Consider the following 19,904-nt stretch of genomic DNA (forward strand, 5'->3'; position numbering starts at 1 on the left):
GCCTCGCGCGGGCCGGCTGCGGCGCAATGCGGACCTGAGAACGGCGCGGACTGTGCCCTGGCGGGCCCACGCGCCCCATCCGTGCGCTGTGCAGCGGCAGGGACTGCAGGTTATCCGGGCCCCCGTGAAAGCAGCATCACTGCTTCCCGCACGGCCATCCGCGCCACGCTCGCGGCGCGGAGGTCGGTCAGACGCGCATTTTCCCGAAAACAATACGTTACCTCATCCAAATTGATTCTATTCGTTTTGTTTGTGCTATTTGTTGCGCTCGGCCTGCTGTGGCGCAGCGCGCGCTGGCGGGTCGCAGCCTGCGCGGCCGGGGTCTTCTGGCTGCTCGCGGCCGGCTGGCTCACCGGGGTGCTGCTCGATATTGCCCAGCCGGAGTTGTATCGCACTCCCTACGATCAGGCGAAAATCGGCCCGGCGCGCTTCGGTGCGCGCACCGCCATCATCATGCTGGGCGGCGGCACCGAATCTCGCCACGGCCAACTGTTCCCCGCGCGCGACGTCTACGCACGCATTGCCCTTGCCGCCGAACTGTACGCGCAGTGCGCGCGCGCGGGCGGCATGTGCCGCGTGATCGTGAGTGGCGGCAACCCGGAGCACCATGCGAGCGCCGAGGCCGACAACTACGCGCCCTACTTGCTGCGCGCCGGCGTGCCGAGCGCCGATCTCGTGCTCGAGAACCAGAGCCTTACGACGTATCAGAACGCACGCAACGTCGCGCCCATCGTCCGGGCCGGCAACGACGAAACGCTCCTGCTCGTGACGTCCTCGTACCAGATGCGCCGCGCGATGCTCGATTTCCGGCGCTTCGACATGAACCCGCTGCCTGCGGTTTCCAGCGTGCGCCGCGTCGAGCGCGGCCTGCTCCCGCGCAGCGCGAATCTCAAGTCCGCCGAAACGGCGCTCCACGAATCAATTGGGGTTGCGCAGTTTTATGTGTATCGGATGATCGGCTGGTTCTAGTATGACCGTTAAGCGGCGCCAGATGTAACGAGATGTAACTCCCGTGCGAACGGCTTACACGATGTCATCTGGCGCGAGTATTTGATCGTTAGAATGGCATGTCCATCCTGCTTGGACAGGTAACGGCTGGGTCCATAAACCGCTCCTTCGGAGGTAGAGATGAAAAAAGTGTCCCTCGCAGTCCTGATTTCACTTTCCGCACTGGCGGGCGCTGCGCATGCGCAGTCGGATAACGGCATCACGATGAGCACCGACCCGGCCAAGGCCGACGACGTCCTGCAACGCGCGCAGGCCCTGCAGCAGCAACAGGAAGCCGCGCCCGCGCCGGCGCCCATGACGCATCACAAATCGGGGCATCCGCATCACAAGAAGGCCCCCGCCCAGTAAGAATGGGCGAGGCCTGGCCACGTGCTGCCCTGGTCACGCGGGCAGCACCGTCCCTGGAATGAAGCCGATGCCGGTCTAGCCGCCATCGGCTTTTTTATTCGCCACGCCGCGCCGCTGCGTGTATGCCCCGCGCGCGGATCGCCACCGCGCCGGTGCGCCGGCGCGGTATGCTAAAGTCGCGCACCTCGAAAACGCCCCGGTCGGCCAGACGCGGTCGGCGAGACGCGATCGGCTAGATGCGGTCGGCTAGATGCGGTCGGCATAGACCCAACCTTTTGTGCGCGCCACGCGCGGAGATACGCAATGAGCAACATCCAGCTCGACATCGAATGGACCGAAGCGGCCTCACGCAAGATCGAAAAACTGATGCCGCGCGGCGGCAACCAGGACGCGTATCTCGCGCTGCCCCCCATCGAATGCCTACCGATGGAAGGCGACGTGCTGTTTCTCGGCCCGGCTGGCAAACAGCAGCCGTTCATCGTGGCGGAGCGTCAATACCATCACGAGGGCGACGCGGACTGGACTATCATTCTGATTCTCGACGTGCCCGACACGGCGCACTGACCGGCAAACCGTGCCGCCAGCAGGCGGCATGCGAGGCGCTCGCACCTGACGCGCGCGCCCTCTCGCGGCTTCGCCTCCCCCCGCCTGTCATGGCATGCCTCGCCCGCGCTCGCGCAGTCAATGTGGCGGCGCTTCGCCGATTATCAGCGCAGCACCGAGATCATCGAGCAGGTCAATTTCGGCGCGCTCTCGCACACCATCCTGCGCGGCGCGCGCGTACTCACGGGTGGCGGAACGCTCGAAGCGGCCGCCGAGGCAATTTTTGGCGACAACGGCAGCCACGCCCAGCGCGTATTCACCGCGGATGAACACGGCGAGCAGCACGAGCCTTCGATTGCCGTGCCCGGCGTCGGGCCGCCCGCGCGCCTCGCAACTTTCTATCCCGACACCGACAGCAACTGGTCGCGCCGCGAGTATTTCCGGCGTGCGCTCGCCGCGCCCGGCCGGGTTGCGGTGATGGGTCCGCACTATTCGCTCAACGACGGCGAGCTCTGCTACACCGCGGCTATCGCGCTCGACTACGGCGGCGCGACGCACGTGTTGTGCGCGGACTTTCCGCCCGAGCCCGGGCCGCGCGAGCGCCCGTGGCGCGTGCCGGGTTAAGCGGCCGCGCCGTCCTCGTCGCTATTCGGAGACGCCCCGACGTCCCGCCTTCAGCTCACCGGTGCGCGCCTTGCTGTCGAGCCGGCGCACCTTCGAGGCACGTGTCGGGCGCGTCGCCACGCGCGCCTTTCGCGTCACGCTCACGCGGTCGACCAGCTCCTCGAGGCGCGCAAGCGCAGCCACGCGATTCTGTTCCTGGGTGCGGTATTCCTGCGACTTGATCACGACGACGCCCTCGCTCGTAATCCGCCGGTCGGCGAGCGCGAGCAGGCGCATCTTGAGCACCTCGGGCAACGACGAGGCGCGGATGTCGAAGCGCAGATGAATCGCGCTCGATACCTTGTTCACGTTCTGGCCGCCCGCGCCCTGTGCGCGAACGGCGACGAGTTCGATTTCCTGCAACGGGATGGGCGCGCGTGCGGTCATGGGCGAATAGAAAAAGGCAGGCCGCATCGGGCCGGACACGCGGCAGTGTCGCATAGCGCGACTGAATCGGCACAGGTATGACACAGGCGTGACACCTCCTGGCGCAAGCGGCAGGCCGATCCGCCGCGGGCATGCGAAATGCCGCCCCGCTGCGCAGCCAGTTTGCCGCCGCGGGGCGCATGAACCATACTTGCGACATTCCCTTGGGCGAACCCTCAGGAGCACGCACCCCATGAAGCTGCGTCCCGCATTCGTTGCCGAACTGGCGGTCAACCTGCTGCTTCCCTGGGTTGCCTACCGTCTCGCCGAGCCGCACTGGGGCGAAGTCGGCGGCCTCATTGCCTCGGCCGCGCCGCCGCTTGCCTGGAGCATCGTCGAACTGGTGCGCTTTCGGCGCGTGGATGCGCTCTCCGCCGTCATTCTGCTCGGCATCGTGCTCTCGCTTGTCGCCGTGGCGTTCGGCGGCAGCCCGCGCGTGCTGTTGATGCGCGAAAGCCTCGCCTCCGGCGCGATCGGCGTCGCGTTCCTGATCTCGCTTCTCGCGAAGCGCCCGCTCGTGTTCTATCTCACGCGCGCGACGGTCGCGCGCGAGACTCGCGAGGGCGTCGCGCGGCTCGAACAGCTCTGGAAGGAGAACGCGAGCTTCGCGGCAGCGATGCGGCTCCTCACGTTCATCTGGGGCTTCGGGCTTTGTCTCGATTCCGCGCTGCGCACGTATCTGGCCGCCACCTGGCCGATCGAGCGCTTTCTCGTCGTCTCGCCGATCATCGGTTATGGCGTGTTCGGCGGCCTGATGGCCTGGACCTTCTGGTATCGCACGCGCATGCGGCGCATTCACGGCACGCACGGCCTGCTCGGCGACGCGGCCGCGGCAACGAACGCGAGCACGCTCAGCGTGGACTGAGGCGCCAGCGCCGGCTTCGGCCTGGTCCGGCACGCACCGGCGGTCAGATCGCGCCCGAAATACGATAGACTCAGCGCCACACTCCGCGGCGGACCGTCCGCTCTCGAACTTCCCCGGCAGTCGATGCGCTACTCCGTAGAAATCAGGAAATTCCTCTATAGCCAGTACTTTTACGGCGGCCTGCGCATCGCGATCGGCATCTCGCTTCCGGCTGTCCTGTGCCTGTTCGTCTTTCACAAGAGCGAGCTGGGCTTCACCATCTCGACCGGCGCGCTCGGTGCCTGCGTGGTCGACATGCCAGGGCCGCTCAAGTACAAGCGCAACGAAATGCTCGCGTGCAGCGTGATCGGGTTTCTCTCCGCTTACGCGACCGGCCTCGCCACCTTCAGTCCCATCGCGCTATGGGCCACCGTGGTGCCGCTCACCTTCGCGCTCTCGCTGATCGTGGTCTACGGCAACCGCTGGCCGCAGATCAGCTTCGCCACCCTCTTCATGATGGTGATGACGCTCGAGGAGCATTTCACGCCGCACCTCGCCCTCGTCAATGCGCTATGGATTCTGCTGGGCGGCCTCTGGTACACGGCGTGGTCGACCTTGATCAGCCAGCTCATGCTCGATCGCATCGAGCAGCAGGCGCTCGCCGAAAGCGTGTTCGCCTGCGCCGACTATCTGCTCGCACGCGCCCAGTTCTTCGACCTCGACAACGATCTCGACGAGTGCTATCGCAACCTCGTCGCGAAGCAGATCGCCGCCGTCGAGCGCCAGGACGCGGCGCGCGACATCGTGCTGCGCAACCTGCCCAAGCTCAGAGCCGGCAAGATCGATGCGCGGCGCGCGATGCACTTCAACCTGTTCATCAACACGGTCGATCTGCATGAGCTGTTCGTGGGCGCGCACACCGACTACCCGCTCGTGCGCAACACCTTCGGCGGCTCCGACCTGCTCGTGTTCTACCGCGACCTGATCCGCAAGGCCGCCGCCGATCTCGAAGACATCGGCCTCGCGGTGCTGCAAAACGAGGCGCCGCGCGCGAGCGTGAACGTGAAGGCCGAGTTGCGCGCCATCGAATACGAGCTCGAGCAGCTGAAAAAGCGCGACCTGGCCGCGACCGACCCGGAGGCCTACGCGGCGATCTCGGCGTCGTTCCGGCGCATCTGGAGCGCGACACGCCTGATCGACCGCATGCGCCGCAACCTCGCGAGCGAAGTGCCGACGACCGAGACCGAGCTGCGCATCGACGAAGCGCTCACACGCTTCGTGACGAACCGCCGCGTGTCCTGGCTGCAGATCTTCTCGAATCTCACGATGGCTTCGCCGAGCTTTCGCCACGCGCTGCGCGTGACGATCGCCGTGGCGGTGGGCTTCTGGCTCGGGCGGCTTCTGCCGCTCACCAACGCTTACTGGATCGTGATGACGAGCATCATCATCCTGAAGCCGGGCTACTCGCTCACGCGCCAGCGCAACGCGCAGCGTATCGTCGGCACGCTGATCGGCTGTATCGCCAGCATCGCGTTGATCCTGCTCGTGAAGCAGCCGCTCGTGCTGCTCGTCTCGATGTTCGCGGCGATGGTGATGAGCTACAGCCTGCTGCTCTTCAACTACACGGCGAGCGTGGTGTTCACGTCGGCCTACGTGCTCCTGATGTTCCATCTGCTCGCGCCGGGCAGCATGCGCATCATCGGCGAGCGCGCGATCGACACGGTGGTGGGCTGCATGATCGCCATCGCCGCGAGCCATCTGTTCCCGTACTGGGAATACCGCCTGATGGGCAAGCTCGTGCACGACATGATCGCCGCGACGCGCAGCTATCTCGAGGCGAGCTGGTGGTGGAGCGGGCGCACGAGCGCGCCGCAGCCGGCGTTCGCGGGAGCCGCGGTGAGCGAGGCCGGCGCACGCGTGGCAGCCCGTGCAGCGCCCACGGCGGCGCTCGCAGCCGATGCGGGCAGCGTGAGCGCCATGGCGAGCGCTTCGGCGAACGCGGCGAGCGTCGCCGACGAATCCGTCGCCGCCATCACCGCAACCCTCGACGACTCGCCCACAGCGGGCGCTCCCGGCTCGCCCGTGTCGGCCGTGGGCGCGAAAGCCACCGCCCAAACCGCGCAGTCCACGGCGGGCGCAGCCGCCGCAGCGCCGTCGCTCGCGCGCGACTTCCGCTACCGGCTCGCGCGCAAGAACGTTCACGTCGCGTTCGCGAATCTCGGCCAGGCGTTCCAGCGCATGATGCTCGAACCGAAGGCCGCGCAGAAGTTCGTGCCCGAACTCAACGATCTGCTCGTGCGCAGCCACGTGCTCGCCTCGCAGATCACCGCCACCGCTCCGCTCCTGCGCAGCACGGCGCGGCCCGACCAGCCGGAAGTCAAGCTCGACGCGCTCGAGAGCGCGCTTTCGTGCGTGCGCGAGAATCTCGTCGCCGCCGAAGCGGGCACGGCTGCGCCCGTCGATCAGGGCGACATCACGAAGCAACTCACGCGCGAACTCGATGCGATGGTGGTGGAAGCCGAGCGCGCGCTCGGCGCCGCCGCGGAACTGCCGCAGGAACTCAGGCTGCTCGCACACCAGTGCAAGCAGATGATCACGGCGTCCTGGCTGATTCGCCGGGACGCGAGCGTTATCCGGCTACCGGAGGAATAAGAAGGACGCGGCCCGGCGCGTCACTGCGTGGAGCCGCTGGCTTGCGAGGCGGCCGTGCTCGCCGATGCATGCGCCGCGCTGGCGCCCACGGTCTCGTCGTACTCGCGCTTGCTTTTCAGCGCGTTGAACAGCACGGTGCCGATCACGAACAGCACCACCACGACGATGAGCACGGCAACGCCAACGGTGGGGTTCTTCTTGCGCGGTTCGTTCATCGATCGTGCCCAGCCTCGAATTGGATGACAGGAACGGGCATTCTACGCCGCCATGCCTTGCAGACGGCTTGCGCCGCGGGCCGCCCGGTACCGCTCTACGTGCCGCTGCGCACGGGCAGCGCCGTCGAATATTTGAGCTGCTCCATCGCGAAGCTCGAACTGACGTCGAACAGCGGCACGGCGCGAATGAGCTGCTTGTAGACGCGGTCGAAGTCGTCGATATCGGAGACCACGATGCGCAGCAGGTAGTCGGTCTCGCCGCTCATGCGATACGCCTCGACGATCTCGGGAATCTCCTGCACGGCGCGCGTGAAGGTCTGCGCCCAAGCCTCGGTGTGCTGGTTCGTGCGCACGGCGACGAACACCGTTGTCCCCACGCCGAGCTTGCGCGGATCGCACAGCGCGACCTGCGCGCGGATCACGCCCGTTTCCTTCAGGCGCTGCACGCGTTTCCAGCACGGGGTTTGCGAAAGATTGACGCGCTGCGCCAATTCCGCGACCGGCATGGTCGCGTCCTGCTGCAGCAGCTCAACCAGCTTTCTGTCGATGAGATCCATTTCCGCACTCCCCGAAGCGTAGAAATTTATTCTACACGATGGGCAAACGGGAAAAAAATAGGAAAACTCTTTCTAGGCGCGAACGGCTATAAATCTTCTTGTAGAAACCGCAAGAAGAACACGCCATGAACGCCCCTGCCGAACTCGCCCTGCTGAGCGCCTTCCACACCGCGGAGCAGCACGCCGCCGCCGTGCGCTTCACCGCCGCACTCGACGGCGCCTTCGATGCCTGCGCGACGCCCGGCGACCCGTCGCGCTGCGCACGCTTCGCGCGCGGCATGCGCGCGGCGCTCACGCGTGCGCTCGCCGACCCGGCGCTCGTCACGCATGCGCAGCGCGAAGGCAGCGCCGACACGTACCGGCGTCATGTCATCGCGGCCGACAGCCTGGGCCGCTACACGGTCGCGGCGCTGGTCTGGCAGCCGGGCCACGCAAGCCCGATCCATGCGCATCACACCTGGTGCGGTTACGCCGTGCTCGACGGTACGCTGACCGAAACGCTCTACGCGTGGGACGACGCCCGCCTGGGCGCCGCCGTGGTTCGCTCGCATCCGCGCGCGAGCGGCGCGGTGTCGTTCGGCGGACGCGGCCGCACCAGCATTCACCGGCTTTCGAACGGCGGCGACGCGCAGGCCGTCTCGCTGCATGTTTACGGCGTCGCCGCCGAGGACATTGCCACACAGGTCAACGACGTGCTGCCGCTCGTGCGCAAGACGGCGCTCGTGTCTTAACGCGACCGCCCCATATCCAACGAAGGCGTCATAGCGCGCTGCTGTGCGCCCTCGTTGACCGGCGCCGCATCGCGCCGGGCCGCTTCGAGAATGCGCTGACGCGATTGCTCCGGGTTCAGCAGCACGAGACCGAGCGCGCCGCTCGCGAGCAGCAGCGCTCCCACCACGATGAAACCGTGCTCGTAGCCGAGCGCCGGGTTGCCATGATTGGCCTGCACGATGCCGCCCATCAGCGCCGGCGCAATCAAGCCGGCGAGCGTGCCGATCGAGCTGTTGATGCCGAGCAGCGCGCCGCGCTGCCTGACCGACACGATATCGCTGATCATCAGCGGTCCGAACGAAAACACGAGCTGGCTGAGCGCACCGCCGATCGCGAGACAGGCCACCTTGAGCGCGGGACTTAGCCCGCTCGACGTCGCGAGGAACAGCACGCCGCCGAGTATGGCAAAGCCGCTCACCATCACACCGCGGGCGAGACGCGAGCTGACGCCCTTGCGGATGAGCCGCTGCGAGACCCACGCGAGGAGCAGCGTGACCGGAATGAACGAGCCGACGATGGCTGAAAAGAGCCAGCCGGTCACGATGGGGGCGTAGCCCAGTCCCAGCCGCAGATAAACCGGGAACCAGGTGAACGCGAGCGAAATGACCGCGTACTCCACGAAGTAGATGAAGAGCACGCCGATGAACGTGCGGTTGAGCAGCAGGTGACGATAGGCGATCGTTTCCCCCGCGCCGTCATGCGCCACGCCCGGTGCATGGCTTGCCGCGCCCACCGGTCCGTCGCGACCGATCGCGAGCCACAGCGCCGTCCACGCGAGCCCGACGATCCCGAGCGCAAAGAACGCCATGTGCCAGTCGTAGCGCACGATGAGGTACGAAAGAATCGGCCCCGCGAGCATGAGGCCCGCGCTCGCGCCCTGCTGCACGATAGTGTTCGGCACATTGCGGTGTGCATTGTCGAACCACTTGTAGCAGGCGTGCTGCGCGAGTGGAAACGCGGGGCCCTCGCCAGCGCCGAGCAGCACGCGCGAGGCGATCAGCAAGGGCAAGGTCACGCTCGCGGCCACGAGCGGAAACTGGACCGCGCTCCACACCAGGGCCAGCAGCGCGAGCAGCCATTTGCTCTGCACCCGGTTCGCGACGAAGCCAAAGCCGATGCCCGAGAGCGAGAACAGCAGGAAAAAGCTGCTGCCGACCAACCCAAACTCGCGCGGGCTGAGATTCAGGTCGCGCATCATCGGCACGGCAGCGAGGCCGAACACGGCTTTGTCGGCGAAATTGATCACCATGAACAGGAACAGCATGGCGACGATCAGCCACGCGCGTATCGATCCGCCTGATGCCTTTGCATCCATTGTCGTCTCCGTGTCGTTTTGTTTTCGTCCGGCGTCTGTACTTTCGCCAGCGCCATTGCTTCAGTCGGACATCGCCGCTTCGAGCGTTGCGAGCGCCGCGTTCGCATCCGCGATCAGCGTGGCCATTTGCGCCGCGACCGTCGTCGGTGCATCGATGGCAAAGACGCTCTGCCCCGCCGCCTCGTAGATGAGATCCGCGCGGTCGTATTCGTGCATCGCGCTGAAGTCGCCGCCCGTGAGCGCCTGCTGCTGCGGCATGGGCAGCGGCACCGGCGCGTCGCTCGCCTGCCACGCGTCGATCCATGCGCTGCGCACGACGCGGCACGGCTTGCCGCTATGGGCGCGCGTGACGAGCGTGTCGCCACTGTCCGCCTCGATGAGACGTTGCAGCAGCGCCGGCGACGTATGGTTCTCCTTCGCCGCGAGCCAGAGCGTCCCCAGCCACGCCCCTTGTGCGCCCATCGCGAGCGAGGCGGCAACCTGCGCCCCCGTGCCGATGCCGCCCGCCGCGAGCACGGGCCGCCCCCCCGCCACGGCCACAATTTGCGGCACGAGCGAGAAGGTGCCGATCGGGCCGGTGTGGCCGCCCGCATCCGCGCCCTGGGCGACGAGCGCATCGACACCGAGCGCGAGCGCCTTTTGCGCGTGGCGCGGCGAGCCGACGAGCGAGATCGTGTACTTGCCCGCGGCTTTCGCACGCGCGATCAGCTCAGACCGGATGCCGATCGCCGTCGCCACGGCACGCGCCTTCGACGCGAGCACGGCATCGATCTGCGCATCGAAGAGCGCCTCGCTGCGCACCTGCGTCGTGAAGAAGCTCGGCCGCGTGGGGGCGGCGAGTCCGAAGCGCTCGCGCAATACCGCAACGAATTCGACGTGCGCGGCCGGCAACCCGGCGCGCACGCCGCCGATATCGGCATGCTCGGGCACGCCGGCGGGCAGCATCAGGTCGATGCCATACGGCTTGCCCGCGAGTCTTTTCTCGAGCTGAGCGATGATCGGCGCTATGTCTTCGGGCATCTCGCGCGCGAGGCCTAGCACGCCAAACCCGCCGGCTTCGGCGAGCGCGACGATCACATCGGACGAATGCGAAAAGCCGAACACCGGGTAGTGCGCGCCGAGTTCGCGGCAGATGGCGGTGGGACCGAGTCAGATCATGAGGCGTCTCCAATGGGCTGGCGTTGCGCTGCGTGCCTACTCGGCGCTCTGATGCAGCTGGTGATGGCGCGCGTCGTGCAATGGCGCACGCAGCGTCAGCTTCGCGATGTTGAGCTCGTGAATCTGCGACGTGCCCTCGTAGAGCCGGAACAACCGCACGTCGCGATAGAGACGCTCGACGGCGTTGTCGGCAACGTACCCGCTGCCGCCATAGACCTGCACGGCGCGATCCGCCACGCGTCCGCACATTTCCGAGGCGAACAGCTTGCACATGGAAGCCGCCATCGTCACGTCCTCGCCGCGGTCCCGCGCGCTGGCTGTCTGCAGCACGAGAGCGCGCGCCGCGTGAATATCGGTGTTGCTTTGCGCGATGAGCTGCTGCACGAGCTGGAATTCGGCGATCGGCTTGCCGAACTGTTCGCGCGCCTTCGCATGGGCCAGCATCTCGTCGAGCAGGCGGATCGCCGGCCCCACGCACAGCCCCGCCAGGTTGATGCGCTGCTTGTTGAGCGCCTTCATCGCGCTCCTGAAGCCGCGCCCGGGCTCGCCGCCGAGCACTGCCGACGCGCTCACGCGGCAATCCTGCAAATGCACTTCGCCCACCGGCGACCCGCGCTGCCCCATCATGCGATAGCCGGCCGAGGTCGTCAGCCCCGGCGTGCCGCGTTCGATCAGGAATGCTGAGATTCCGCCCGCACCTGGATCGTCCGGATTCGTGCGCGCGAACACGGTGAACAGGTCGGCGATCGGTGCGTTCGTGATGTAGCGCTTGCTGCCGTTGAGCACATAGTCGTCGCCTTCGCGGCGCGCCGTGGTGGTGAGCGCGGTGGCGTCCGAGCCCGCGTCGGGCTCGGTCAGCGCGAAACAGCCCGTGATTTCGCCGCTCGCGAGACGCGGCAGATAGCGGCGCTTCTGCTCCTCGGTGCCGTCGGCGATCAGCGCCTCGGAGCCGATGCCGGTATTGCCGCCAAAGCGCGCACGGAAGGTCGGCGCAGCCTGGGAAACGACCATGTTGACGCACGCGAGCTCTTCGGTCGTGAGGCCCGCGCCGCCGTATGCCTCAGGAATGCTGTGGCCAAAGAGACCCAGTTCGCGCATGCGTGCGACAAGCGTTTCGGGCAGCACGTCGGTGCGGTCGATTTCCGCCTCGAGCGGAATGCACTCGTCAAGCACGAAGCGGTAGAGCTGCGTGAGCAGGCGGTTCAGGCGTGCGGCGTCGCGAATCATGGAGTCTCCTGTTGGTGGTTGCGTGCGTTCGGTATCAGCGCGGCCCCGCTGCCGCGCTCGCATCCGTCACACCGCAAGCGCGCTCGATGCGCAGCGCCGCTTCGAGCAGCAGCGGCGCGACCGTGCGCTCGATCCAGTCGTCGGCGAGACGGCGGCTCACGATCGTGCAGTTGAGCGCGATGCGTTCGTCGTCGGGCGGCTGGCGCACCGGCACGGCGATGGCGTGAATATCGCGGACCCAGTCGCCGCGGCTCAGCGTGTAGCCACGCGCGGCGAAGGCGGCCTGGTCGGCGTCCCACAGCGGCCAGTCGGCGGCGTAGCGTTCGGGGTCGTCGAGGCGCAGGCGGTTGAGCACGGCCTCGCGCTCCTTCGCGCCCTCGCCGATCAGCAGCGCGCGCCCGATCGACGTGGCCAGCAGCGGCCGCGTGCTGCCGATGTCGGGTTGCGCGTTGTTGTCGCGCCCCGGGCGGCAGGTATCGACGTAGACCACGTTCAGCCGGTCGCGCATGCCGAGGTTCACGGAGCAGCGCGTCTCACGTGCGAGCTTTTCCATATAGGGCCGCGCAATCTGCCGGATCTGCATGGCGGCGAGCATCGGATAGCCCAGTGTCAGCACACCGGCACCGAGCCGGTAGCGCTGGTACTTCTCGCTGCGGTTCAGATAGCCGAGCAGCGTCAGGGTGTAAGTGAGCCGTGAGATGGTGGCCTTGGGCAGCCCCGTGCGGTCGGCCAGTTCGCGGTTGCCGAGCATCGGCTCGGCCGGCGTGAACGCGCGCAGTACCTGCAGGCCGCGCGCGAGGTTGATCGCGAACTGGCGGTCGGTCGATTCGGCGTCGGGCGGCGCGGGCAAGAGCGGTTCGCCAGCGCGCGGCACATGCACACCGTCCTCGCCGTGCACGGCAGCGGCATCCGGCCGGCTCGTGCGGCGCCGCACGCCGCCGGAGGGCGTGGCGCGGCTTTCGGTGACGGATGACGTGGGCGTTTGCATCTGCGTAGTCGGGCGTCGAGGCGGGTTGGGCGATCTGGAATTAGACGAACTCATGGTCGATAAACGCCTTCCGGGGGTCAAGAAAATCAGCATAGTGTTTCGCTCTGCGGTACGCCAGTTGAACCTAGGCGCGTCTCTCGCCTACTGTTGCGGGCAGACAATTCTCATTTGGCACGAGGAGACACGATGCTCACGGACAGCGCTCTCGCCACCGCCACCGGCGCGCCAGAAGACACGCCACAAGGCCAGCAAGCAGGGCCACTTTCCGGCGTGCGCATACTCGACCTCTCGACGGTCGTGGCCGGTCCGTTCGGCGCCACGCTGTGCGCCGATCTCGGCGCTGACGTCACGAAGATCGAGTTGCCCGACGGCAGCGACGCGCTGCGCAAGCTGCAGCCCGTCAAGGACGATATTTCGCTCTACTGGAAAGTGACGAACCGCGGCAAGCGCGGCATCACGCTCGATGTACGCAAGGCCGAGGGGCGCGCGCTGCTGCTGCGGCTCGCGGCGCAGGCGGACGTGCTCGTCGAGAACTTCCGCGCGGGCAAGCTCGAGGAATGGGGGCTCGACTTCGAGACGCTGCACGCGGCCAATCCGCGCCTCGTCGTGCTGCGTCTGACCGGGTTCGGCCAGACCGGCCCGTACCGGCAGCGCGGCGGCTTCGCGCGTATCTTCGAGGCCATGAGCGGCCTCACGCAACTCACCGGCGAAACGAACGGTGCGCCGCTGCACATGAACTTCCCGATGGGCGATACGGTAGCAGGCCTGTTCGCCGCGTTCGCGATCGCCGCGGAGATGGTGCGGATGCGCTCGGACCCGGCCGCACGCGGTGTGGAGATCGATCTTTCGGCCACTGAGGCGCTCTTTCGCATGCTGGAGCCGCTCGCGGTGGAGCGCGAACAGCTCGGGCTCGTGCGCGGCCACCACGGCAACCGCGCGACCTATACCGCGCCCTCGAACATGTATCGCAGTGCCGACGGCGTGATGGTCTCGCTCGTGGCGTCGTCGCAACCCATCTTCCGGCGGCTGTGCGCGGCGCTCGAGCTTCACGACGTGCCTGACGACGCGCGCTTCGTCGACAACGTGAGCCGCGTGGCGCACGCGGCGGAACTCGACGCGCGTCTCGAAAATGTTTTCGCCGCACTGCCCTTCGCCTTGCTAACTACGCGTCTGACCGAGGCCGGCGTGCCGCACACGAAGATCTACACCATCGACGACATCGCCGCGGACCCGCATTTCATCGCGCGCGAGACGATCATTCGTCTGCCCGATGCGGATCTGGGCTCGGTGCCGGCGCCCTGCGTGGTGCCGCGCGTGAAGGGGCGGCCTGCGGGCGTGCCGCGCAGCGGGCCGGCGCTCGGCGAGCATAACGAAGCGGTGTACGGCGCGCTGGGTCTGAGCGCCTCAGCGCTCGCGCAACTGCGGCGCGACAAGGTGATTTGAGTTGGCCTGAGCGGCGCAGACGTTCAGCCGCGGCTGCCCGCCGTGGGAATCTGCGGCGGCGCGCCCTCGGGGCCCGCCGTCGGCGGCGGTGCGGGCCGCGGCTCGTGCGAGGCGTCGCGCGCAACGCCGCCAGCCGCGTGCACGCCAGGCGGATGCGGATGACCATGCGCCGCGCCGTGCGGCTCCTCGATATCGCCGCTGCGCGTGGACATGTGCACCTGCATCTGCGGCACCGGCATCTCGATGCCGGCTTCGTCCATGTGGCGCTTCAGGCGCGCATTGAATGCACGCGCCACGCTCCACTGCTGCAGCGGCCGGGTCTTGATCTGCCCTTTCACGACCATCCAGTTCGGGTCGAACCGGTCGAGCCCCCACACTTCCACGGGCCCGAGTATCTCGCGGCGATAGCGGAAGTCGGCCACGAGTTCCGCGCCGGTCTCGCGAATCATGCGCGTGACCGTATCGAGATCGACCGAGAACGGCACGCGCACTTCGAACACGGCAAACGCGAAGTCGCGCGAGAGGTTCTTCACGATCTTGATCTGCGAGAACGGAATGGCGTGGATCGCGCCCTGCCCGTCGCGCAGCCGCACGGTGCGGATCGACAGATGCTCGACCGTGCCCGCATGGCCGTTGTCGATGTCGATCCAGTCGCCCACCGAAATCGTCTCCTCGATGATGATGAACAGACCGGTGATGAGATCGGCTACGAGCGACTGCGCGCCAAAGCCGATGGCAAGACCGATCACGCCCGCGCCGGCGAGCAGCGGCGTGACGTTGATGCCGAGATTCGCCGCGGTGACGATGCCGGTGATGGTGAGGATCGTCACGAGCACCGCGTTGCGCACGAGCGGCAGCATGGTGCGCGCGCGCGTGCTGGGCGCGCGGCCCTTGGTGCGCGGACCGCTCGGATTGAGCGCTTCGAGAATCGCGGTATCGACCGTGATCCACACGAGCCACGCGAGAAACACCGTCGACACGATCGCGAAGATGGCGTGCGCGATGCCGCGCGCGGCCACGCTCGCCTCGATGATCGCGGCGAGCGAAATGTCCCAGAGGCGCGCGCACGATTCGAAATACGCGAACCAGATGAACACCACGAGCAGCGTGCCGGCAAAGCGCAACAGGCGCCGCAGATACGGCGAGCTCCGCCGCACGCGCGCGGGGTTCGGGCGCGTGATGCGCAGCACGACCGCCGAGAGGAAGAACGCGAGCACGAGCAGGAGCGCGGAGACCACGGAGATCTGCAGCACGTCGTCGCGGCTGCCGATACCGCCGAACGTGGCGACGATCGAAGCGCCGGCGAGCAGCAGCATCGGCAGTTGCCAGAGCGAAGCGAGCACGTCGAGGACTTCGGTGAGCGCCTTGTGACCGTGGCGCAGCGAATAGCTGCGGTTGCGGATGAGATGCGCGACCGGCCGCCTAAAGCCGATCGCGAACACCGCCGTCAGCACGGCCGCCGCCATGTTCGCGGCAGTGCTCACCAGTGCGGCCAGGTTCGCGCCCAACTGGCGCGCGACTTCGAAATTGGTCGCGGCGTCGCCGAGCGCGGCCAGCACGCCGATCGCAAAGAGCAGCCGGCGCGAGCGCGCGATCAGCAGGCGCACGGCCGCGCGCCGGTGGCCCGAGCCGAACAGCGAAAACATGATCAGGCAGATCGACGAGAACACCGCGCCCGCGACGATCGCGTAGGCGATCACGAGGGCGAGCGTGCGCCCGAGCGCGTCCGGTAGCGAGCGCTCGACCACGAGCGCGCCGACGAACGCCACGATCCATGGCGCCGCGCGATGCACGACGAAAATCAGCAGATCGGTGGTGCGTGGATCGGGCCGCAGGCCGGTCTCGACATCGAAACGCCTGAGCAGGCGCCGCTCGATCCAGCGCAGCACCGCTGCGCACGCGCCCCAGCCGGCCAGCATAGCGAACAGATCGAACACAATACGGCCGAGGCTTTCGCCCTCGCCGCCCGAGGCGATGTCGTAAAGCTCGATGCCGGCTGCCCTGAAGCGCCCCGCCCAGTAGTGAAACGGACTGCGGCCGCGGCGCGCGTCTGCCTCGACCGAGGCTAGTCCGGATGCGATCGCGCCCAGCAGCCCCGAGGTCGCCGCCGCGCCCGAAGCGGGCGCCGGCGCCACGTTTTGCGATGCGCTGCGCAGCTTCTTGAGCTGATTCAGGAGTGCGGTGCGCTGGCGCTCGTTGTCGAGCGTGGTAATGACGCTGTCGAGCGAGCGCGTGAACTCAGCCTGGCTCGCCGGTGACGGCGCCGAGGCCGCCTCGGCCGCCGAAGCCCCCGAGGCAGCCGCCGGCGCCCCGGTGATGATGCTCTTGAGCACGGGCAGCACAGGTGCCGGCACGGCTTGGGCGGCGGCCCGCAGCGGCATGGTGAGGCACGCCGCGAGGCATGCGAGGAGCATGAGCGCGCGATAGAACGCGCGAACACACAAGCGCGCCGGCGCGGCGCGCGAAAGTAGTGCACGATCCGCCGGGTAGAAGCGCATGCGCGACGGCCCGGCGCCCGCGCCATCGCGTCCGATGCTGGAATTCATGGCGGAGGGGCAAAAAACAGGACGTTCCAGTTTAGCCGCACTCCACCTCACCGCGCCTCGCGCTTGCGTAACAGTTTGTCAGCGCGCAGGGGGCGCCGCTTCGCACCTCAGTAGGCCACCGTTGTGATCTGACGAATGAAGCGGTCCTGCTCCAGCTCGTCGACGAAGGCGATCGCGTAGTCCTCGGCCGAAATGCGGCTCTCGCCCTTCGCATCGGCGATCAGCGAAGTGGCGCCCGTGCGGAACGTGCCCGTGCGCTCGCCGGGTGCGATGATCGCGGCCGGCGCGAAGAAGGTCCAGTCGATGTCGGTGACCGTGCGGTAGTAGTCGAACGCCTCGCGATGGGCGAGCGCGATCGCCTTGTAGGCGTCGGGGAAGCCTTCGGTATCGACGAGCTGCTTGCCGGGCGCCACCTCCAGCGAGCCGGCGCCGCCCACCACCACGAGACGCTTGAGCCCCGCGGCGCGCACGCCTTCCACGAGCGCGCGGCTCGCGACCAGCAGGTCGCCGAGCTGATCTTTGGGCGGCGCGTAGGCGCTCGCCACCACATCGTGGCCGCGCACCGCGGCGGCGACGCTCGCCGCGTCGAGCAGATCGGCCTTCGCCGCGTGGACGTTCGGTGCGGCCGCCACGCGCTCGGGCTGGCGCACCAGCGCGCTCACCTGGTGGCCGCGGCGCGCCGCTTCGGCGGCGATGCGCGAGCCGACCATGCCCGTTGCGCCAAAGAGGGCGATTTTCAGTGTCTTGCTCATGAACTGACTCCTGTTTTCCGTATTTATGTAACTAATGAAGTTACATTTCAGGGGTGAAAAAACGGGGCAATGCCCCGCTGATGAATCTGGCAGCGCGCGTTCCGCTCAGGCTCGCCGCGCCCGCGCGCGTTCGAGCTTGCGCTCGCTGCGCTCCATGTCGTCGACGACGTCCGCGAGCGTGCGGGTGGCGAGCGACGCCTCCATGGCGCGCTGTGCGTCGTCGATCACGCCGCGCAGCGTCTGCTGGATATGACGCCCGACGAGGCACGCCGGATTCGGCTCCTCGCGGTGCATGGCGAACAACTGCGCGTCGTCGACCGCATGGTAGACGTCGAGCAGCGTGATCGCCTGCGCTTCGCGCGCCAGCAGCGCGCCTCCGCCCGCGCCCAGTTGCGACGTCGTGAGGCCCGCGCTGGCAAGCATCGACAGGAGCCGGCGAATCAGCGCGGGATTCGTGTTCACGCTGCCCGCGATGATCTCCGACGACAGCGGCACGCCCTCCTGCTGCGCCAGTAGCGCGAGCACGTGAACGGCAAAAGCGAAACGGCTACTCGTATTCACGGCGAACCTGCCACTGCTGAGCGGCGCGCGAATGGATCGAGCCATCGGCGCCAAAAAGTGTAACCATCATAATTACATTAATTCAGAGCGTCAAGCCGGCAGCCGCAGCCTGCACGGCTGCGGCATTACTTCGAGGCATCCGATGCCGGCGCCGACGCGGCGGCGTTGCTCGCCCAGCGTTGCAACGAGTGCCCCGCATTCGTCAAACCGGTGCCGGTGGTCGCGGCGGCCTGCCCGAGCAAGGCTTGCGCCGTGCTTGCCGCGCCGCGCAACTGGCCCTGCGCCGCCGAAGCCAGCTCGGCCGTGGATGCGCTCGCCTGCTGACCTTGCGAGGCCGCCGAATCGAGCTTCTGCTGCGCCACACCGAGCTGCTGATTGACGAAGCTCGCGGCCTTGCCGAGCGTTTGCGCCGCCTGCTGCGCGGCCTGGTTGGCGGCGTCCTGCGTAGCCTGCTTTACGGCGTCGGCGGACTGCTTGCTCAGATCGGGCGCGGAAGCGTCGTGCTTGTTACAGCCGGCGGCGAACGCCACACACACGAGCAGGGAGGCAAGCGCCAGCCTTTGCGTCGAAACCTTCGAATACATGGTCATCCTGAAAAATTCGCCGCATGAAGCGGCTTGCATAGATGAAAACGCGGCAATGATACGCCGTCGCGCAACACCGACTCCGACGAAATGAGCGAAAAGCCCGCGCGCTCGAAGACCGGCCGCGACACGGCGCTCGCATCGGCGCTCAATACCGTCGAGCGCGCCTCGCGCGCGAGCGCTTCGAGCCGCGCCAGCAACGCCGTCGCGAGGCCGCGGCGCGACCATGCCGGCGCGACGTAAAGCAACTCGACGTGATCGAGCGGAAAGAGCTGCCCGAACGCCGCTGCCGCGCCGTCACAGTGCGCCACGAGCGTGACGCCGCGTAAAAGGCGCGCGTCGAAGTCCGCGAGATCGTCGGCGGCCGCGGCCCACGCGCTGCACTGCGCCGCGTCGTAGCGCGAGGCCGCGAGCGTGGTCACGGACGCGCGAAACAAGGCGGCCAGCGCGCTCGCATCGCGGCCCGGCACGTAGCGCCGCCAGTCGATGGTTTGCAGTGCGTCGCCCGCGACGCCGTGCTTTGCGAAATCGTCAAACATGATGGAGTAGACTGCCCACGCGCACGATCTGTTCCACCGTCCACCTCTGGAGACAAACGATGGCCGTCAAGAAGATCCTGTTCCTCACCGGCGATTTTGCCGAAGACTATGAAACGATGGTGCCGTTCCAGGCGCTGCAGGCCGTCGGCCACCGCGTCGACGCGGTGTGCCCGGGCAAGAAGGCCGGCGAGCGCGTGAAGACTGCCATCCACGACTTCGAGGGCGACCAGACCTACACCGAAAAGCCGGGGCACCAGTTCGCGCTCAACGCGACCTTCGACGAAATCGACGCCGCCAGCTACGACGCGCTCGCCATCGCAGGGGGGCGCGCGCCCGAATACCTGCGCCTCGACCCGAAGGTCATCGAGATGGTGCGTCACTTCGCCCAGGCGAACAAGCCCATCGCGGCGATCTGCCATGCGGCCCAGCTGCTCGCCGCGGCCGAGGTGATCCGCGGCAAGCGCATTTCGGCCTATCCGGCCTGCGCGCCCGAGGTGCGGCTCGCAGGCGGCGAATACGCCGACATCGCCATCAACAGCGCCGTGACGGACGCCCCCTTCGTCACCGCGCCGGCGTGGCCCGCTCATCCCGAATGGCTGCGCCAGTTCCTCGCGCTCCTCGGCACACGCATCGAGCCGTGAGCGAGCGCTGATCCAGTGGCGCGTCGCCCCTGTTTCGCACGGGGCGCGGCGCGCGCCGACCGCCAATTCGGACTGGTCCGATAACACCGCACCGCGCCGCTGGCCAGAATAGCCGCCAATTGT

21 protein-coding genes are annotated in these 19,904 nt (G+C 67.5%); 9 read left to right on the plus strand and 12 right to left on the minus strand.

All coding sequences use genetic code 11. The features are described from left to right. The first annotated feature begins 246 nt into the window (after positions 1-246). From M3A49_RS12845 to M3A49_RS12860, 4 genes are all read left to right on the plus strand, one after another. Entirely contained in the window at positions 247-969 is a 723-nt protein-coding gene (locus M3A49_RS12845) for a YdcF family protein (RefSeq protein WP_266228990.1), read from the plus strand. A 159-nt stretch (positions 970-1,128) separates the two neighbouring features. Next, positions 1,129-1,356, plus strand: a complete 228-nt coding sequence (locus M3A49_RS12850; protein ID WP_266228991.1) for a hypothetical protein — start codon at positions 1,129-1,131, stop codon at positions 1,354-1,356. Between the two features lie 303 nt (positions 1,357-1,659). Continuing rightward, positions 1,660-1,920, plus strand: coding sequence for a DNA-binding protein (locus M3A49_RS12855; RefSeq protein WP_133184189.1), 261 nt, complete (start codon positions 1,660-1,662; stop codon positions 1,918-1,920). A gap of 120 nt (positions 1,921-2,040) precedes the next feature. Further along, positions 2,041-2,523: a hypothetical protein gene (locus M3A49_RS12860; RefSeq protein ID WP_266228992.1), complete on the plus strand. Its 483-nt coding sequence runs from the start codon at positions 2,041-2,043 to the stop codon at positions 2,521-2,523. A 21-nt stretch (positions 2,524-2,544) separates the two neighbouring features. On the opposite strand, the gene arfB is transcribed toward M3A49_RS12860, so the two are convergent. Beyond that, positions 2,545-2,949, minus strand: coding sequence for an alternative ribosome rescue aminoacyl-tRNA hydrolase ArfB (arfB, locus tag M3A49_RS12865; protein ID WP_266229037.1), 405 nt, complete (start codon positions 2,947-2,949; stop codon positions 2,545-2,547). A gap of 232 nt (positions 2,950-3,181) precedes the next feature. Here arfB and M3A49_RS12870 point away from each other — a divergent pair, with 232 nt between their 5' ends. Further along, positions 3,182-3,853: a VC0807 family protein gene (locus M3A49_RS12870; protein ID WP_051481555.1), complete on the plus strand. Its 672-nt coding sequence runs from the start codon at positions 3,182-3,184 to the stop codon at positions 3,851-3,853. A 123-nt stretch (positions 3,854-3,976) separates the two neighbouring features. Then, entirely contained in the window at positions 3,977-6,484 is a 2,508-nt protein-coding gene (locus tag M3A49_RS12875) for an FUSC family protein (protein ID WP_266228993.1), read from the plus strand. Between the two features lie 20 nt (positions 6,485-6,504). On the opposite strand, the gene M3A49_RS12880 is transcribed toward M3A49_RS12875, so the two are convergent. Together M3A49_RS12880 and M3A49_RS12885 are read right to left on the minus strand one after the other, a co-directional pair. Then, positions 6,505-6,699: a hypothetical protein gene (locus tag M3A49_RS12880; protein WP_254355093.1), complete on the minus strand. Its 195-nt coding sequence runs from the start codon at positions 6,697-6,699 to the stop codon at positions 6,505-6,507. A 95-nt stretch (positions 6,700-6,794) separates the two neighbouring features. Beyond that, positions 6,795-7,256: an Lrp/AsnC family transcriptional regulator gene (locus M3A49_RS12885; protein ID WP_028204798.1), complete on the minus strand. Its 462-nt coding sequence runs from the start codon at positions 7,254-7,256 to the stop codon at positions 6,795-6,797. A 125-nt stretch (positions 7,257-7,381) separates the two neighbouring features. Between M3A49_RS12885 and M3A49_RS12890 the strand changes: the two genes are divergently transcribed. After that, positions 7,382-7,987 (plus strand): cysteine dioxygenase family protein, encoded by a 606-nt coding sequence (locus tag M3A49_RS12890; protein ID WP_266228994.1) that lies wholly within the window; start codon positions 7,382-7,384, stop codon positions 7,985-7,987. On the opposite strand, the gene M3A49_RS12895 is transcribed toward M3A49_RS12890, so the two are convergent. The 4 genes from M3A49_RS12895 to M3A49_RS12910 form a co-directional block, all read right to left on the minus strand. Continuing rightward, positions 7,984-9,342 (minus strand): MFS transporter, encoded by a 1,359-nt coding sequence (locus M3A49_RS12895; protein WP_266228995.1) that lies wholly within the window; start codon positions 9,340-9,342, stop codon positions 7,984-7,986. The two genes, M3A49_RS12890 and M3A49_RS12895, sit on opposite strands and share 4 nt — an antisense overlap. Positions 9,343-9,402: 60 nt before the next feature. After that, positions 9,403-10,446, minus strand: coding sequence for an NAD(P)H-dependent flavin oxidoreductase (locus tag M3A49_RS12900; protein ID WP_266228996.1), 1,044 nt, complete (start codon positions 10,444-10,446; stop codon positions 9,403-9,405). A 90-nt stretch (positions 10,447-10,536) separates the two neighbouring features. Further along, entirely contained in the window at positions 10,537-11,727 is a 1,191-nt protein-coding gene (locus M3A49_RS12905; protein WP_266228997.1) for an acyl-CoA dehydrogenase family protein, read from the minus strand. Positions 11,728-11,761: 34 nt separating this feature from the next. Then, on the minus strand, positions 11,762-12,715 hold the full coding sequence (locus tag M3A49_RS12910; protein ID WP_254357542.1) for an IclR family transcriptional regulator: 954 nt from the start codon (positions 12,713-12,715) through the stop codon (positions 11,762-11,764). Positions 12,716-12,901: 186 nt separating this feature from the next. Here M3A49_RS12910 and M3A49_RS12915 point away from each other — a divergent pair, with 186 nt between their 5' ends. Continuing rightward, positions 12,902-14,158, plus strand: a complete 1,257-nt coding sequence (locus M3A49_RS12915; RefSeq protein ID WP_266228998.1) for a CaiB/BaiF CoA transferase family protein — start codon at positions 12,902-12,904, stop codon at positions 14,156-14,158. A 23-nt stretch (positions 14,159-14,181) separates the two neighbouring features. Here M3A49_RS12915 and M3A49_RS12920 read toward each other — a convergent pair whose 3' ends face one another. From M3A49_RS12920 to M3A49_RS12940, 5 genes are all read right to left on the minus strand, one after another. Then, positions 14,182-16,704 (minus strand): mechanosensitive ion channel family protein, encoded by a 2,523-nt coding sequence (locus M3A49_RS12920; protein WP_416338951.1) that lies wholly within the window; start codon positions 16,702-16,704, stop codon positions 14,182-14,184. Between the two features lie 107 nt (positions 16,705-16,811). Beyond that, a complete protein-coding gene (locus M3A49_RS12925) occupies positions 16,812-17,456 on the minus strand; it encodes an NAD(P)-dependent oxidoreductase (RefSeq protein WP_266228999.1) in 645 nt (214 codons plus the stop codon). A gap of 105 nt (positions 17,457-17,561) precedes the next feature. Further along, the gene (locus M3A49_RS12930; protein ID WP_254357540.1) at positions 17,562-18,017 is read right to left on the minus strand and encodes an Rrf2 family transcriptional regulator; all 456 of its coding nucleotides are present in this window, start codon (positions 18,015-18,017) and stop codon (positions 17,562-17,564) included. 125 nt (positions 18,018-18,142) lie between these two features. Next, entirely contained in the window at positions 18,143-18,607 is a 465-nt protein-coding gene (locus M3A49_RS12935) for a hypothetical protein (RefSeq protein WP_266229000.1), read from the minus strand. After that, on the minus strand, positions 18,604-19,140 hold the full coding sequence (locus tag M3A49_RS12940; protein WP_266229001.1) for a GNAT family N-acetyltransferase: 537 nt from the start codon (positions 19,138-19,140) through the stop codon (positions 18,604-18,606). Before M3A49_RS12940 ends, M3A49_RS12935 begins: the two co-directional genes overlap by 4 nt. A gap of 59 nt (positions 19,141-19,199) precedes the next feature. Between M3A49_RS12940 and M3A49_RS12945 the strand changes: the two genes are divergently transcribed. After that, complete coding sequence (locus M3A49_RS12945; protein ID WP_266229002.1) at positions 19,200-19,781, plus strand: DJ-1/PfpI family protein; 582 nt, start codon at positions 19,200-19,202, stop codon at positions 19,779-19,781. The last annotated feature ends 123 nt before the right edge of the window (positions 19,782-19,904 follow it).

This window comes from Paraburkholderia sp. CNPSo 3076, from assembly GCF_026343935.1.
Classification (GTDB): Bacteria; Pseudomonadota; Gammaproteobacteria; order Burkholderiales; family Burkholderiaceae; genus Paraburkholderia; species Paraburkholderia nodosa.